General features: G+C 65.9%; 18 protein-coding genes, 1 tRNA gene and 1 pseudogene. 10 read left to right on the plus strand and 10 right to left on the minus strand.

Annotated features, from left to right (window positions below; all coding sequences use genetic code 11):
* The first annotated feature begins 347 nt into the window (after positions 1-347).
* The 7 genes from OG589_RS02850 (at position 348) to OG589_RS02880 (ending at position 4,142) form a co-directional block, all read left to right on the plus strand.
* A complete protein-coding gene (locus OG589_RS02850) occupies positions 348-542 on the plus strand; it encodes a DUF1918 domain-containing protein (RefSeq protein ID WP_248958741.1) in 195 nt (64 codons plus the stop codon).
* Between the two features lie 10 nt (positions 543-552).
* On the plus strand, positions 553-960 hold the full coding sequence (locus OG589_RS02855) for a secondary thiamine-phosphate synthase enzyme YjbQ (protein ID WP_405145871.1): 408 nt from the start codon (positions 553-555) through the stop codon (positions 958-960).
* A 134-nt stretch (positions 961-1,094) separates the two neighbouring features.
* Entirely contained in the window at positions 1,095-1,523 is a 429-nt protein-coding gene (locus tag OG589_RS02860; RefSeq protein ID WP_358556973.1) for a DUF3052 domain-containing protein, read from the plus strand.
* A gap of 119 nt (positions 1,524-1,642) precedes the next feature.
* Entirely contained in the window at positions 1,643-2,101 is a 459-nt protein-coding gene (locus tag OG589_RS02865) for a peroxiredoxin (protein ID WP_405145873.1), read from the plus strand.
* A gap of 48 nt (positions 2,102-2,149) precedes the next feature.
* The gene (locus OG589_RS02870; RefSeq protein WP_405151946.1) at positions 2,150-2,473 is read left to right on the plus strand and encodes a hypothetical protein; all 324 of its coding nucleotides are present in this window, start codon (positions 2,150-2,152) and stop codon (positions 2,471-2,473) included.
* Positions 2,474-2,887: 414 nt separating this feature from the next.
* The gene (locus OG589_RS02875) at positions 2,888-4,033 is read left to right on the plus strand and encodes an ROK family protein (RefSeq protein WP_405145875.1); all 1,146 of its coding nucleotides are present in this window, start codon (positions 2,888-2,890) and stop codon (positions 4,031-4,033) included.
* Positions 4,034-4,067: 34 nt separating this feature from the next.
* Positions 4,068-4,142 (plus strand) — tRNA-Val (locus tag OG589_RS02880).
* A 103-nt stretch (positions 4,143-4,245) separates the two neighbouring features.
* Here the strand turns inward: OG589_RS02880 and xerC are convergent.
* From xerC to OG589_RS02925, 9 genes are all read right to left on the minus strand, one after another.
* Complete coding sequence (xerC, locus tag OG589_RS02885) at positions 4,246-5,370, minus strand: tyrosine recombinase XerC (protein WP_405145877.1); 1,125 nt, start codon at positions 5,368-5,370, stop codon at positions 4,246-4,248.
* Entirely contained in the window at positions 5,370-6,992 is a 1,623-nt protein-coding gene (locus tag OG589_RS02890) for a replication initiator (protein ID WP_405145879.1), read from the minus strand. Before OG589_RS02890 ends, xerC begins: the two co-directional genes overlap by 1 nt.
* A gap of 50 nt (positions 6,993-7,042) precedes the next feature.
* Positions 7,043-7,195: a hypothetical protein gene (locus OG589_RS02895; RefSeq protein WP_358554431.1), complete on the minus strand. Its 153-nt coding sequence runs from the start codon at positions 7,193-7,195 to the stop codon at positions 7,043-7,045.
* Entirely contained in the window at positions 7,192-8,616 is a 1,425-nt protein-coding gene (locus tag OG589_RS02900) for an FtsK/SpoIIIE domain-containing protein (RefSeq protein ID WP_405145881.1), read from the minus strand. Before OG589_RS02900 ends, OG589_RS02895 begins: the two co-directional genes overlap by 4 nt.
* 94 nt (positions 8,617-8,710) lie before the next feature.
* Positions 8,711-9,043, minus strand: coding sequence for a hypothetical protein (locus OG589_RS02905; protein ID WP_405145882.1), 333 nt, complete (start codon positions 9,041-9,043; stop codon positions 8,711-8,713).
* Entirely contained in the window at positions 9,040-9,321 is a 282-nt protein-coding gene (locus tag OG589_RS02910; protein ID WP_405145883.1) for a hypothetical protein, read from the minus strand. Before OG589_RS02910 ends, OG589_RS02905 begins: the two co-directional genes overlap by 4 nt.
* Positions 9,321-9,737, minus strand: coding sequence for a plasmid replication, integration and excision activator (locus tag OG589_RS02915; protein ID WP_405145884.1), 417 nt, complete (start codon positions 9,735-9,737; stop codon positions 9,321-9,323). The genes OG589_RS02910 and OG589_RS02915 overlap by 1 nt, the downstream gene beginning before the upstream one ends.
* A gap of 120 nt (positions 9,738-9,857) precedes the next feature.
* Positions 9,858-10,589, minus strand: a complete 732-nt coding sequence (locus OG589_RS02920) for a GntR family transcriptional regulator (protein WP_405145885.1) — start codon at positions 10,587-10,589, stop codon at positions 9,858-9,860.
* A 447-nt stretch (positions 10,590-11,036) separates the two neighbouring features.
* Positions 11,037-11,447, minus strand: a complete 411-nt coding sequence (locus OG589_RS02925; protein WP_405145887.1) for a hypothetical protein — start codon at positions 11,445-11,447, stop codon at positions 11,037-11,039.
* Positions 11,448-11,865: 418 nt separating this feature from the next.
* On the opposite strand from OG589_RS02925, the pseudogene OG589_RS02930 reads away from it, so the two are divergent.
* The 3 genes and pseudogenes from OG589_RS02930 to OG589_RS02940 all read left to right on the plus strand — a co-directional run.
* Positions 11,866-11,937: pseudogene (locus OG589_RS02930) on the plus strand (hypothetical protein); the annotation flags it as partial.
* A 204-nt stretch (positions 11,938-12,141) separates the two neighbouring features.
* Entirely contained in the window at positions 12,142-13,179 is a 1,038-nt protein-coding gene (locus OG589_RS02935) for an XRE family transcriptional regulator (protein ID WP_405151947.1), read from the plus strand.
* Positions 13,176-13,718 (plus strand): flavoprotein, encoded by a 543-nt coding sequence (locus tag OG589_RS02940; protein ID WP_405145889.1) that lies wholly within the window; start codon positions 13,176-13,178, stop codon positions 13,716-13,718. The genes OG589_RS02935 and OG589_RS02940 overlap by 4 nt, the downstream gene beginning before the upstream one ends.
* Positions 13,719-14,027: 309 nt before the next feature.
* Here OG589_RS02940 and OG589_RS02945 read toward each other — a convergent pair whose 3' ends face one another.
* The gene (locus OG589_RS02945) at positions 14,028-14,960 is read right to left on the minus strand and encodes a DUF4238 domain-containing protein (RefSeq protein ID WP_405145891.1); all 933 of its coding nucleotides are present in this window, start codon (positions 14,958-14,960) and stop codon (positions 14,028-14,030) included.
* Between the last annotated feature and the right edge of the window lie 905 nt (positions 14,961-15,865).

Consider the following 15,865-nt stretch of genomic DNA (forward strand, 5'->3'; position numbering starts at 1 on the left):
CGGAGGGGCCCCCAACCCCCCTGCTTCGGACCGCGGACCCCTGGTTCCGGGCTCTCGCGCATACCTATGTATCCGGCCGCCGCATCGGCGCTGCAGTGGGCGCTGTATCGGGCGCTGCATCGGGCCGGCGTCGGCCGCTGCGTCGGCCGCTGTATCGGGCCGGCCGGGGAGAGCCGGGCGGTGGGCGCGGCCGCCGGTCGCCGTCCGCGTCCGTGGCCCGGAGTCTTCGCGGAGTAACGTTTCGGTGTTGTTTTCCCCTCCCTCCGCAGGGGGAGGCCCTCCTCCTCTTTTCGCCGGGCCCGAGCCGTACGAACCTGGTAGGGGACCCTGAAGAAGGAGGCATCGAGGTGTACGCGACCATAGGCGACCGGCTCCTCGTCCACGGAACGACGGTGGGAGACAGGGATCGGCCCGGCTTGATCATCGAGGTACGGGGACCCGACGGATGCCCGCCGTACGTCGTTCGCTTCGACGACGGGCACACCGGATTGGTGTTTCCCGGGCCGGATGCGATTGTCGTCCCAGTTCAGCGGGGATCATAAGATCCGTTAGGTGAAATCTCAGACGTTCGAGGTGAGCACGGGAAACAGGGAACGGGTGCACGACATCACCCGGCAGTGCGAGGAGTTCGCGCGGTCGTGCGGGGGAGACGGATTGCTTCACGTCTTCGTCCCCCACGCGACGGCGGGGGTGGCTCTGATGGAGCTGGGCTCCGGCAGTGACGAAGATCTTCTCAGTCTGCTGAGTGACCTGCTGCCGGCCGACGAGAGGTGGCGGCACGCCCACGGCTCGCGCGGTCATGGCAGGTCGCATGTGATGCCGGCGCTCATCCCGCCGTACGCGACGGTTCCGGTGCTCGACGGTCGGCTGGCGCTGGGTACATGGCAGTCAGTCGCTATCGTCGACCTCAACGTCGACAACTCGGAACGGCGTGTCCGTTTGTCGTTTTTGTCGGACTAGCAGATAACGGTGCGGGTCACCGGTCGTGGCGACCGTTGACGACGATGGGTCACAGCGTGTGGACTGTGCCGAAGCGGCCTCGCAGGGGCCGGTAAACCGCATAGGGCGGGGCCATCCAAGCAGGAGGGATAAACGTGAGCGCGACCGCGGGTCAGGCGCAGGGCGAGCGCGGCCTGGCCGAGCGACTCGGTCTGAAGCCGGGTCAGGTGGTGCAGGAGATCGGCTGGGATGAGGACTCCGATGAGGAGCTTCGCCAGTCGATCGAGGAGCTGACCGGCAACGAACTGGTCGATGAGGACTCCGAAGAGGTCATCGACGTCGTGCTGCTGTGGTGGCGCGACGGGGATGGAGACCTGTTCGACGCCTTGAGTGATGCGATGGCCGGACTGGCCGACGGCGGTCAGATCTGGCTGCTGACTCCCAAGGTGGGACGGGAAGGTCACGTCGAGCCCAGCGACATCGGGGAGGACGCCACCACGGCCGGCCTCTCCCAGACCAGCAGCGTCAGCGCGGCCCGCGATTGGTCGGGTACGCGGCTGGTCGCTCCCAAGGGTCGCCGCTAGGTAGAGCTCTTCGATTCGCTTCCCCTGCCGTACGGCTGACACAGGCCGTACGGCAGGATGATGTGCGCTCGCGGTCATTCGTTCATCTTCTGGGCACTTTCCGCGGGGAAAGGACTGGCATGGCAGTCGAGGTGGGCGACAAGGCCCCGGACTTCGAGCTGAAGGACCAGCACGGCACGCCGGTGAGGATGGCCGACCTCCGGGGAAGGCGAGTGGTGCTCATCTTCTACCCGCTCGCCTTCAGCGGCATCTGCCACGGCGAGCTTTGCGCGATCCGTGACGAGTTCGCCGCCTCGGCTCCCAAGGACGTCCAGGTGCTGACCGTGTCGGTCGACTCGGTGTTCACCCATCGGGCCTGGGCCGACCAGGAGGGCTTCACCTTCCCGCTGCTCTCCGATTTCTGGCCGCATGGCGAAGTGGCGCAAACGTACGGTGTCTTCGATGAGGAAAGGGGTCTCGCGCTACGCGGCACCTTCGTCATCGACGCCGAGGGCGTGGTTCGGTGGAAGGCCGTGAACCCCATCCCCTCGGCGCGCGACATCTCCGAGTACCACAAGGTGCTCGAGGAAATCTCCTAGCGATGTGCGCCGGGCGATGACCTGGCGAAGAAGAAGGCGGTGGCGACGATGCCCTGCTATCGGTGCGGGGTCCGGCAGACGGACCCGGTGCGTGGCGCGAGCCCGTGGCGGCGAGGAGTCCGCCATGAGGCACAGGTGCTCATCTGCCCGGCTTGCCAGCGCGAGCACGATCTCGACCTCGACCACTGCCGATCATGCGGCTCCACCATGCTGATCTGCAGGCTGGGGGAGGTGGAGTGCCGGTCGTGCGGGTCCGTACGGCTCGCGCACTCGTCCTCTGAGGCTTCACTGGTGAAGGCAGGGGCGCCGGGCCTGTCGGAGGAGGTCGAGGCCGCGCTGAGCCGCGTCCTCGGCAGGCATCCGGCGTCCTGAGCCTCGTTTTGGGCTGTTTGTCGCGTTTCTTTGGTTTTGACTCATGCGCGCTTATGGGCAAAACTGCGCGGGAATGCGCTGTGTAGGCAGACCTCGAAGATCGTGAAAGAGGGGGAGAACTCGGTGCACGAGTCCAGCCACTTGGGTTCCCCCACCAAATCGGGCACCCGCCCGTGAACGCTTACAGCGAGGGTTTGCGCCTGAACGCATACGGCCGGGGTCCGCTCGTGAACGCATACGGCCGGGGTCCGCTCGTGAACGCATACGGCCGGGGTCCGCTCGTGAACGCATACGGCCGGGGTCCGCTCGTGAACGCTTACGGCCGGGTTCGCTGATGAACGCTTACAGCCGGGGCACATGCGTTAACGCCTATGGCGAGGGCTCTCGTGTGAACGCTTACAGGAAGGCCCGCGCGTGAACGCTTACAGCCAGGGTCCGCCGAAGGCCTCTCGCGGAGGCGCCTATGTCGTCGCTCTCGACGTCGGCGGCACCGCCATGAAGGGCGGCCTGGTCGGTTCCTCAGGCGAGGTGCTGCTGACCGACAAGCGTCCTACGCCGCGTGACGAGGGCCCCCTGCGCGTGGTCGAGGCGATCCGCACCTTCATCGACGACCTCGCCAAGGCCGGCCAGGGCACCCCGTCCGGCGTCGGCCTGGCCGTCCCGGGGCTGGTCACCTCCGACACGGCCGTCTACTCGGCCAACATCGGCTGGAAGGACGTGCCCGCCGCCGACTTCACCTCGCTGGAGGTGCCGGTCCGCTTGGGCCACGACGTACGCACCGGGGGGCTGGCCGAGCGCGTGCTCGGCGCCGGCCGCGCCGAGCCCGACTTCCTGTTCCTCCCGATCGGCACGGGGATCGCCGGGGCCATGATCATCGCCGGCGAGCCGTACGGGGGGTCCGCGGGCTGGGGAGGTGAGATCGGGCACATCCCGGTCTTCCCCGAGGGTGAACGCTGCGCCTGCGGCCAGATCGGCTGCCTGGAGACCTACGCCTCGGCCGCCTCGGTGGCCCGCCGCTACGGCGAACGCCGCAGCCGCGCCGCCTCCGTACGCGACCTTAACGCCCAATCCGGCGTGACGATCGACTCCGCGGACGCCGGCATCGCGGCCGCATCTGCCCCGTCCGCCGCATCTGCCCCGTCCGCCGCGTCCGCCGCGTCGGCCCCGTCTGCTCCGTTCGCTCCGTTCGCTCCGTTCGCGGCGTCCGCCGAGGACGTCGTGGCCCTCGCCATGCGCGGCGACCCTGACGCCTCAGCCGTCTGGGACGAGGCCCTGGAGGCGCTGTCCCTCGCCCTCGCCTCCTACACGCTCCTACTGGACCCGTCGTCGATCGTCATCGGCGGAGGCCTCGCCGAAGCCGGCCCGGCGCTGTTCGAGCCGCTGGCCGAACGGCTCGAAGCCAGGCTCACATTCCGGCCCGCCCCTCCACTGCGACGCGCGGCCCTCGGGATGAGCGCGGGCATGCTCGGCGCCGCCCTCCTCGGCTGGCAGGCCGCCGGCATCCCCGACGCGGGAGCCACTTGGGCGCTGGATGTGCTCAGGTCGCCTTCTGTACCGTAAGGTGTAGCCCGTCGCGCTCCGCGAGGGGCGTCCGGGGCGCTTAGCTCAGCGGTAGAGCACTCGCCTTACAAGCGAGGGGTCACTGGTTCGAACCCAGTAGCGCCCACCAGCCAAAACACCCCCGCCAGAGATCTTCTGACGGGGGTTCCGTGCCATTAGCGTGCCATTAGGGTACGGATCTTGGCCGCCTCGGCGTTGATCCTTGGCCGCACTCACCCGCCCGTACCGGCTTCTTCGATCATGCTGTTCATCGCGTTGGCGATCTTCCGGTCAGCCTGCGCCGTACTGTGCTGATAGATCATCGCGGCCCGCACGCTGTCGTGCCCCATCCGCTCCATGAGATCGCGAAGGCTCGCCCCCGAGCCGGCCGCGAGCGTGTTGCCGGTATGCCGGAGATCATGGAAGTGCAGCCCGGAAAAACCGATCTTGCGCGTGACACTCGCCCAGTTGGCGGCCCGCCGGAAGTTGCTCCGCCGGAGGATGCCACCCCGAGACCCCGTGAAGATCAGCGAGTCGTCTTCCGGACCGATGTACGAGGCCAGGTGATGCTCAAGTGCCGGGATGATCCCCGAGGGAATCGCGACGGTACGCACGCCGGCGCGCGACTTGGGCGGACCGACGATCAACTCTCCCGTGTCCAGCTCCACATGCTGTTGCCGAACGCTCACCGTGCCCGCGCGCAGATCCAGATCCATCCGCCGCAGTGCCGCGACCTCGCCCCATCGAAGGCTCGCGAACGTGGCGAGCAGGACCAGGGCGCGAAGTCGTGCCGGGACCAGGTCGGCGAGCTGGAACACTTGGGCGACCGTGAGCACCGGTCGTTCGTCCGGCTTCTCTTCGCCGGCGCCTTTGATACGGCATGGGTTGCGCGGGATGATCCGGTCATCGGCCGCAGTCATCAGCACGGCCCGCAGGAACCGGTACGACTTGGCGACCTCGGACGCGCCCACGCCCTTGCCGACGAGCGTTGCCCGCCACTCCCGGACGACAGCTGTCTCAATCTTGCCGAGAGGCGCATTGCCGAGATACGGCGCGATGTACCGCCGCAGAAGGCCCCGGTAGATCTCGACCGTACGGGGTCGCAGGCTCGTGCGTTCGTTGATCCACTTCTCGGCATAGTCGCCGAGCTTGACCTTGGACCGCTGAGGGTCGGTCCAGTCACCCGTGATGAGCTTCGCTTCCACGAGCGAGAGCGCTTTGTCGGCGTCCCGTTCGGTGGCATAGGTGGACTCACCGGTGCGCAGCCGCCCGTCCGGACCGGGATAGCGGATCTGGAAACGACCAGACGGCAGCTTGCGGATGCTGCCGAAACGCCGACGTCCGTCCTTGTTCGCCATCAGGCAGCCCTCCCCGTTGCCGAAAGATCGTGGAGAGGTTGCCCGTCTGCTCGTGCTTGGGCTTGCTGGAGAGCGGCCCGCCATCGTTGCCGTTCGGCGATCTCTTTGAGGAGCCGTGCAGCCAGGGACGGCACATCACGATCGGCTGGAGTGGCCACCCGCCATAGGTACCGATGCGGGTCGACCGCTTCGGACTGGTCATCGGTTGCCGACAGGCCGAGCTGTTCCAGCGCCCACGCCCGGCGATCCTGCTTGTGTTCGGCCAGGGTCTTACCGGACCACTTACGCGAGACCAGGACGCGACGGCCGGCGTAGCCGAGGTGTTCGGGCTTGTGCGCCTTGCCCCGACAGCCACCCGGACGCATCCCCGACTTGGCCCCCTTGGGCTGCACGCCGTACCGCAGCCAGTTCGGGCACGTCGGCGCGCACGGCTCGTAGCGAAGGACGTTCACGAGCCGTTCCACGTGCGCCCGCACGGCGTCGCTCTCGGAGGTGTGGCAGTCGGCCAGAGACTTGGTGAGGTACTTCGACAGGTAGTACAGCCCCCGATCGGCACCGGGCGATCCGGCGAGTACGCCCTTGACGTCGACCTGTTGGCCGAGGCGCACGACGTGCAGGGGTTCGGCATCCTCGTCAGCGCCAAGCACGTCGAGTGCCTGATCCCAGGTCGGTAGCACCTCGCCCGTAGCGGGGTTGAGGTAGTCGCCGGCCTGCCCGTCCTCACGATCGGCGCCGTGCTCGTCGGCGACCCAGACCGGCAGATGTTCGCCCTCGAAGCGGATCTCATCACACGGTGGCCACCACACCTGGTGGTACGTGGCCGCCGCTACGGACTTGACCTCAGCACGCGGCATGGTTCCCCGCACGGCCATGTGCAGGTGTGGCGCGAGACGGCGCTGTGGTTCGACGGTGGCGAAGTACTGCACGTCATACCCGGCCACCCGGCGAAGGTTCTGAACGAACCGGTCCACGAGCTTGGGGAAGTGGATAGCGTCCCGAGCCGCCCGAACGTAGTCATACGTCGAAGGGTCGACCGGAGTGCCGTCCGACTTCACTTTGCCGTAGCTGTCGCAGGTCAGGGTGATGAACAACGACGGCCGGTAGACCCTGCCGTCCGAGGCGGCGAAGGTGCGTCCAACGGTGCGATTCTCCCGCTGCCGTTTGGGCAGATCGGGAGCGTCCTGCCGGCGACGAGTCGAGCGCGACCGCCGCGGCTTGCCCTCCCCAGGGACGACGCTGCCCCGCACGCCGGAGGTGGCAAGCTCGTCTTCCAGGGTGGTGATCACCTCATCCCACACCGCTGTGTCCCCGCCGGTCTCCTCGGCCAGCTCGCGGAGCACATGGGCATCAGCCCGTTCCTCGATGAGCCAGAGCTGGCGTTCGGTCGGTTCGTTGGGTTCGGCGACCGGTTCGGCCTCCAGATGCCAGCCCTCCCGGCATTGGGCCTTACGGAGCTGCACGGCCCTACGTGCGCACGGCTCGCACTTGCTTTCCAGCGTCGCGCCGCACGGGATGTTGACGATCTCGGTCTTGCCCGTCTCGGTGTCGGTGCGCTTGAGCGGTATAGGGCGAATGCAGACGCCGTGCTGTTTGGCGACCTCCTCGATGACGTCCAGGGCCATCGGCATGGACTGGCGTACGGCCCGGGGGATGTTGCGGTCGTTTGGGTTGGTCACCGGGCACCACCGTCCTCACAGGGCAGGGTGATCGCGGTCTGACCGCATTCGTGGCACTCGACCAGGCCGCGGACGGGGTCGAGCCAGAGCATGTTGAGCGTGCGGCACATCGAGCAGCGCAGCCCGTCGAGGAAGTGAGCCAGCGTCATCGTGCCTCACCCACCCCGGCGAACTGCTGCACCATGGCACGGATGTCGGAGTCAGAGACGAACGCCGCCCGGACCCGCACCGGTTCGGGAGAGGCTTCCAGCCGGACGTACCCGACGCCGGCCCCACGCGAGGGGGTCGAGGAGATCTGATCGGCCAGCGCGCCACGGTCGCGTGCCCCGTCGCCGAGGACGAGATCCACCTGTGTGGGTTCGTCGAGCCGTAGGGCGATCTTGTCGGGGAACAGGTTGCGGATGCTCAGGATCTCTTTGCGCGGGTCCTGGAGCGCGGCCAGGACGCCGACGCCGACCGCCCGGCCCTGCGTGGTCAGGGTGGCCAGCGCGGCGCTGATGCGTTCTTTGAGTTTGCGGTCGGTCTGGTAGGCGGTCAGGAACGCCACCTCGTCAACGATCACCAGGACGAACGGGTCCTCCACAGTGGGCACGTGATTGCGCTGAACTCCGGCGAACCGGCCCGCACGTTCCTGCATGACCTTGACCGCCGCTTCGAGCAGATCGGCGCAGTCGGCCGGATCGGCGGCGTACCGGTCCCCGAACAACGCCCGACCGTAGGACAGCTCCATGAGCTTTGGGTCCAGCGCCCAGACCTGGACCAGCCCGGCGCGCATCGCGGGGAGTAAGCCGCGGATGGCCGACCACAGCCACGAGCCTTTGCCCGCACCGGTCGCGCCGGCCACCAGGACGTGCGTCCCGTGCAGCTTGAGCAGGTACGGGGCGCCGTCCTCCCGCAGCCCGATCGGGACCGCCGACACCTGAACATCCCCCGTGATGGGTAACGCGGGGATGGGCGTAGCGAGCAGATCACAGCGAGGGAAGACCAGGGTTATACGGCCGGGCTTGCTGAGCTTGACCCGGCATTCGGGACCGGCGAACCCGTGGGCGAGGTTGTCGGCCTTGTCCTGCCAGTCGGCCGCGGCCTGTCCCGACAGCATCTTCACCGTGACCACATCGCCCGTCGCGGTGCAGGTGACCTTGAGCAGGCGGGGCAGGTACTCACGGCCTCCCACGTGCTTGGCGAGGCCGGAGACGACCATGACCGGTTGCCAGTGTCGGCGGTAGTTCCACATCCACCGCCACCACGCCCGAAGCCGCAGCCCCACCCCGGCCGTGAACGAGACAGGATCGGTCAGCCGCCACCCGGCCAGGGACGAGACGGCCGCGACGACGACCACCAGGGCGACGCGCCACCCGTACAGCAGGCATAACGCCACAGGGACGGCCACGACCAGGCAGGCGATCGGGTGCCGCCACACCATCCGGACCAGGCCCACGACGGTCCGGAACAGCATCGAGAAGATAGTGAAGATCGCCGGGGTGTTGACCACGACCGGGCGGAAGACCAGCGAGTTGGGGACGGTGGAGACGATGTCCCGGGTGTAGTCCCCGGGGAGTTTACGCAGCATAAGCTGAACGCCTCTTCTCGTGAAATGAGCTTCAGGGGGAGAGAGATCGGGGGCCGCCGGAAGTTGGCGCTTCTGGCGGCCCCGCCCGAAACGGTCAGGCGACCTTGGCCGGCGTCGCCTGCTCGGTGGTGTTGTGCTCGGTGCGGGTGGCGTGCTCGTCGCGCAGCCGCTCACAGTCGGCCAGGAATCCCGCCGCAGCCTCCAGCAGGCCCCGGGCGAACTTCACGTGCATGTCGGTCACCGTCGTCTCGGCGGTGAGGCCGATGCTCAGGTGCGACTCGGCGAAGTCGACCGACACGAACGACGCCGGGGTGTCCCTGGCAGGGAAGTAGGACACCCGGGCGTGCTCGTCGGGGTAGACGTGCATACCCACCCGAGGAGCCTCGCCCGGCTCCATGGTGATCGTGGTGTAGCTGTAGCCCTTCACGCCGCTTCCTCCTCTCGCTTGGATTCGCGCTTGTTCTGGTTGTGGTGGAGCCGCTCGACCTCTTCGGCGAAGGCCCGCGCCTGCTCGGCCAACTCCCGGGCGAACAACCGCACGGCGTCGTCCACCCACGTAGCCGGGAGCACGACCTTGACCACCGACGCCCCGGCCGACAGCTCCAAGATCGGCGTACGGTCGGGGTAGGTGTGGCAGTCGACCGCGCCCCGGCCCTGCACGTGCACGAAGGTCTGCGTCCACGAGACCCCCGACCGGCGGCCCATCACGCCGCGTCCTTGGCGCTCACCGAGGGCTTGCCGACGGCTCGGGGAGCGCGCATCTCCCGCGCTCGGATCGAGTACGCCAGCCGACCCGTCGCCTGGTGGACATACGGGGTGACCGTCATGCCGTCGAACTCCACCGGAGTGAACGGCAGACCCGCCATCGACGCCGGGGGAACCGGCTGCACCGGGGCGAGGATCTTCACCGACACCGTCTTCTGCGCGGCCTTCACGCTCGGGTCGGCGTCCATCACCGCGACCTGCCACACCAGCTCACCCGTGCTCTTGTCCCGCGCCGGGACGAACTTGCCGGCGGTGGAGGCTTCGAAGTCCTTCACCTGCTCGACCTCCCCCACGACGTAGCAGCCGTGCGGGAACACCTGCTCGAAGCCGATCGGGATCGGTCCCTGAAGCGCCATGAACATCACCCCTCTCAACTAGCCAGCCAACTTGACTGACCAAGTGTGGATATGTCCATTAAACGCAAAACCCGCTTGGCTAGTCAAGCAAACCAAGCGGGCTAGATCGGGAAACTTGAATTACCGGATCGGGTAGGCGTCTTCCAGCTCGTGGCGGTCCCCCGGCAGTACCGTCTCCAGCACCACCCACGCCTTTCCCGTGGCGTCACACGCCACCGCGAACAGATCCAGCAGCGCCGCAGAACCAGGCACCCCGAGCAGGTCACGCTCCTCCTTGGTCGGGTTGCGCGCGGTCATGTGCTCGATGATGTGATCCAGACCCACCCCGGCCGCGGACTCCACCAGCCGCCGGACCCCGTGCGCCAGCTCTCCCGGTTCGGCCAGCGCCGTACCTTCCGCCAGGTGCGCCGGCACCCACACCGCGACGATCTCCGACGGCTCATCGCCCTGATGCACCACCGTCTTACGTAGAACCACCGAGGCGCCCTCATCGGCCCCGAGGTAGGAGGCGATCCGCCGAGGAGCTTTCACCGGCCCGGCCGACACCAGCCGCGTCGTAGCCGGAAGCTCTTTACGGTCCAGCAGCCCCCGCCCGGTACGGGGATGCTGCCCCGCAGACAGAGCAGGCCGACCCCGCACGAACCGTCCCTTGCCCTGCTGAGTGACAATCCACCCGTTATCCCGCAGCACCCCCAGCGCCTTGACCACAGTCGGACGCGCCATCCCGAACTCGGCCATCAACTGATGCTCGCTCGGCAACGGCGAGCCGGGCGGATACTCCCCGGACTCGATACGCCGTTCCATCTCGGCGATCAATTGCGCGTACTTGGGCGGCGTGTACTCGAACGACATCCGAGGAACCTCACAATCAGCTTGCCTGCCTAATCAAGCACGTTAGCAGGACAGCCAAGCTGTGCGAAGCCCCTACCAGCGGTAACGCGCACCAACCAAAAGCCCCACGAACGCCGCAGCCGCCGCACACGGATAAGCCCCCACGACGACACATCGTGGAGGCTCACACCGCGGAACACTACGAAGACGAGACGGCTCTCCCGTCATCCGGCGCCGTACGCGGACCGTGCAGGCGCAGCCCGTTGCGTCGCGCCTCCACCTTGGATTGCTCATCCAGCCGCGCAGCAAGATCGGTAAGAGTGTCGGCTCCCAGAACGTTGCGGATACCCGACCTCTCGGTGTCAGCCGACCAGGAATGGTGGCGTATGGCGATCCACCCGCCATGAAAGTCGTGGATCTGCCATGTTCTGCCATGGCGCTGCTGGAGTTGGCCGAGGGTAGGAGCGGTCACCGCGCCGCCTGCCAGTCCCGGGCCGTCCCCACCAGGTAGGCCAGCGCCTCGCGGCCCTCCTCCACAGGGAACAAGAACTGTGGCGCGTCACCGGCCGGACGGACGCAGTAAGCCGGCTCACTCTTACCGGTCACGATCGTCACCGTCGCACGAAGGCGGTTATCCGCTCCCCGCACCTCCAGCTCAGGCGACACATAGCCCGGAATCCCCAGGTCATCGAACAGCAGACGCAGCCGAATCACCCGGACCACCAGGCCGCGGATCCCGTGCTTCCGAAGCCCATCATTGAGCCCGCCCAGCAGAGTGCCGTAATACGCCGCAGTCGACTGCGATACGACGTCACTGGTGACGGCCATGTCCGCCTTCCCTCCGCCCTCCTGACGGTCCGGTGAGATCGAGCCCGTCATGCCGCTTCCTCCCGACCGTCCGGGCAGTCAAAGCACGCCACCCGGCGAAGCCCTACCGGCTCACCCTCCAACCGAGCCCCCGCATTCGCCCGATGCGCCCGAATGAACCGCCAGCCATTTCCCCGGCACGAGGGGCATTCCGTCTGGTTCTGCTCGTCCTGTAAACGCATGGGTCCAGAGTTGTGAAAGCCGAGTCGGTAACCCATCCCGAGCCGTTATCCCTTGACGGGATAACCCCACGTCCCCTACCTGTTGTAGGTCGGCGATCGGTAACGACCCGGGGGACCAGCGCATGCGGGCACAGGCGAGCGAGCCCATCGGCCTATCTGCCACGTTCTGGCAGCGCCAAGACGTATTTGCGGCTCTACGCGCCCGCGATATCGGCCAGATATTCCGCCTGGTTCGCCAATACGGCGGAATGAGCCAAACCCGAATCGGTATCGCCGTCAGCCTCAGTCAAGGCAAAGTCAGCGCCATCATGAACGGGTCCGCGCAGGTCACAGCCCTTGAGGTGTTCGAGCGCGTCGCCGATGGACTGGCCATGCCCGACCTCGCCCGCATCGGTCTCGGACTCGCACCCCGCAGCTCGGCCGCCGCCATCCCTCCTCGGGATACCACCCCGCCACCCGCCGAGCCATCTCATATAGCGCCACCTACTGTGGACCTCGTCCGATCAGGGGAGGACGAGGACACCATGAGACGCCGCGACTTCGTCGGACTGACAGGCGCCGCCCTGTTCAGCGCCGTACTCCAGCCCACCCCAACCAGCCGGCCAGCAGACGGCATCGAAGACATCGCCGCCGCCCTGGTCGACTACCCCACCCCGACAGACCAGCCCATCGACCTTGCCACACTGGCCCGCGCCGTCACCCAGGCCAAGAGCACCTACCAGGCATGCCGCTACGCCGAAGTGACCGCCATGCTTCCCGGCCTCCTCCGCTTGGTGCGCATCGCCTGCACAGCCACGACCGGGGACGCCCGCCACCGGGCACACGTACTGTCCGCCGAAGCCCACCACGTCGCCGCCTCCATCCTGCTCAAGCAAGACGACAAGGGCCTTGCCTGGCTGGCAGCCGACCGCAGCACCCAAGCCGCCCACGCCTCAGAGAATTCCCTGGTGATCGGCTCCAGCGCCCGCATCATCACGCGCGCCCTCATGGACGGCAAACACCACCGCGCCGCCATCACCACGGCCAGCACCGCAGCCCAGCGCATGGACACCGACCTCGGCCACCCGAGCGACAACGACCTATCGGTCTACGGATCCCTGTTGCTCAGCGGAGCCGTCGCCGCCGCCCAGACCGGAAACCGGCACACCACCGCCGAACTCCTCGACGAGGCCGACCAGGCCGGGCGCCGACTCGGCCACGACGGCAACCACATGTGGACCGCCTTCGGCCCGAACAACGTCCTATGCCACCGGGTGAACATCGCCCTCACCATGGGCGACGCCGGCACCGCGGTCGACTACGCCAGGCAGGTCAACATCGACGCCCTACCGATCAACGAGCGGAAAGCCACACTCCTGCTCGACACTGCCCGCGCGTTCCTCACCTGGAACAAACACGACCAAGCCCTCTACGTCCTACGCGCCGCCGGCGAGATCGCCCCCGAAGAGATCACCGCGCGTCCCGCCACCCTGCGCCTAGTTCGCGACCTGCTCGCAACCGCGCCCATCACCGTCCGGCGCGAAGCCCGCGAGTACGCCGAAATGCTCGGCGTGTCGGCATGAGCAAGGTTCTCTACATCATCGTGTGCGCCGCCGGCCCCGCCGCAGACGTCGGCAAACTCGTCACCCTGGCCCAAGACGCCGGATGGGCGGTCCAGGTCATCGCCACCCCGTCGGCACTCGACTTCATCGACGTGCCGGCTTTGGAGGAGCAGACCGGCCGACCCGTCCGCAGCCAGTACCGCAAACCAGGAGAACCGAAGCCGCCCAGGGCAGACGCCATCATCGTGGCCCCAGCCACCTACAACACCATCAACAAGTTCGCCCAAGGCATCGCCGACACCTACGCCCTCGGCCTACTAGCCGAAGCCCCCGGCCTCGGCATCCCGGTCATCATCCTGCCGTTCGTGAACACCGCCCTAGCCGGCAGAGCACCCTTCCGCCGCAGTGTCGACCACCTACGCGCCGAAGGCATCCACGTTCTGATCGGTCCCGGACAGTTCGAGCCCCACGCCCCCAGCTCCGGAGCCGACCACACCGACGCCTACCCCTGGCATCTCGCCCTGTCCGTGCTTCCCGCGTCGGAACCTAGACGCACGTAGCGCGGGATCTTGCCGAATTGTTCTCTTAGGTATCAAGCGGCGGCGCGCCGCGCCGCCGTACCCGGGCCCTCTGCCGCACGCCGCCTGGGCGTGCGGCGTGGGCGCCGGTCCCAGCCGACGGCGGCCCGGGCCCTCCGCCGACCGGCGTATTCGCTGTTGCCGAACGAACTCACCGCCCAAGCGACGCGCCGCCGCTCACCAGTTCGTGCCACCAGCCCAACCACTACGCGCCCCTTCGGGTGCTTCGCATTGCGCCGGCCGCTACGTAAAGGGTCTAAGTTGACGCCAATCGCTTCAGATCCAAGCAGATCATGAGGGGGCTATAGGCGTTCTTCTTGGACAGACATTTCTTATGAACAGCTCTGTTTCGCTGTTCGGCCGGAAGAATACATGCCGATGCGCGACCAGCACCTGGTACGCGTTAAGTCGCTCCACCACAGGTCGTTCAACCTCCATGGTTGCACGTCGGGGGCCAAGTGCGACGAGATGCTTGGGGTCAATAGGGAGCACCACTGCGTGGGCATCGGTGATTGCTACGTTGAACTGCACAGGTTGGTTGAGATCTGGTTGCCCTGATGGCCATCGGAGAGTAGTGGCTGGGCTGTCTCCCATGATGAACTGTCCATCCTTGGCAGTGAGTAGCTCTGGCTCCCATTCTGAGATGAAGTTCCTGATTTTCTGATACATCTCTTCTATATTGGTTCGCAGTAGCTGGCCGCTAGTAAAGCCTTTAGCAGGTGCGGAGTCACGGAGCATGCGGTCGAGGAACGCCTCGAGAGCCGAGCCATGCAGGTACAAGCCTGTCACACGAAGCGCTTCATTTTGGAGGGACTCATAATGCTGCTCCAGCATCCTCGCCCGCAGCTCATCGAACGCTCGGTGGTACGACGTCTCGTGAATAGTTTTATAGCGATGCGAACGCACCAGATGCAGAGCTATTAGGTTCCGGAGTGCATCAGCATTCTCTGGGAGTTTATAAGGCTCACCAAGATCGATGGCCGAAAAAACCGCCGGGACCATCCGTTCAGTTTCGCCCCAGAGCTCCTCAAGGGACCTCGAATCGACGGATACAAAATGTATACTATAGCCGACCTCTGTAGGGGTCTTTACCTGGGTGCGTGCGCTGGGATGATTGAGATCGAAGCTGACAAGCTTCATCTCCCCACTTTTCGCATCCAGCGCCGTAAAACGCTTCAAGAGCACCTTGGACACCAGGTGTTGCTTCTTTACGTGCTCAGACATGTCCTGGCCCCTCGGTCGAGAACCGGAGACCTTCAGTCCCCGCCGAAAAGATCTCTACTGGGTTATTCAGCCGATTCTGATATCAGTAGTCATTCGAGCCTGCGAGCGACTAGCCCAGAGCTGCAGAAACTATGCCATTCTATGTTCGCGAACGATGCCTCTGGGCGGTGGGGAAACGCCTCTTATTTAGTCCATCTACTCGTTCAAAGAGCTCATTCCGCCACTCGATAGCAGATGGCTCTTCATAGCCAATCAGAGGTGCGCCTGCAAAATATCTCTGACCGTTCTGAATAATTCCTATCAGTCGAGCGGGGCCCACCCGATATATTCCGCCCAATTGTGGTACCCCACCCGTGTTCGAGTCCTTTCCGCTTCCAACGGACTCATGAAAAGCGGAATAAACCGCTCGACTCGTATTGCCCTCGAGGCTCTGCCGCCAGAGTGCATCACTATCCCGGACCGATGAGATCCCACTCCCGGCTATATGTAAGAATGAAGATACGGCTGGCATGACAGGAGTCGTCATTGACCATTTGTTTCTGGATGCAACATACGAAATAACGTTTAGCTGGAATGTGCATTCCATGCCTGCGCCACTGCGGTACCCATGAAGGACTCCAAAGTTGTTTCGCTGCTGCTTTGGATAGTCAATAGCCAGACGCCTCAGTGCTTCCTGGATTATTTGACCCCAGTCGCGAGTACCCTCAAGCAACAGGCCGCGATCAATGCGATCGGCGATAGTCGGGATTGCTAGGGCTGGGAATAGTACGTCACCGTAGTACGCAAACAAATGAGGCTGATTCATGCAGGCGAAGACCTTTCGCCCTTGATCCCATTTTTTGCTAGGAGTCCACGAAATGCGACTGTCCCCAACAATATATAGGGATGCGATAGCTCGCGAGTCA

Source organism: Sphaerisporangium sp. NBC_01403, assembly GCF_045040145.1.
Lineage (GTDB): Bacteria > Actinomycetota > Actinomycetes > Streptosporangiales > Streptosporangiaceae > Sphaerisporangium > Sphaerisporangium viridialbum.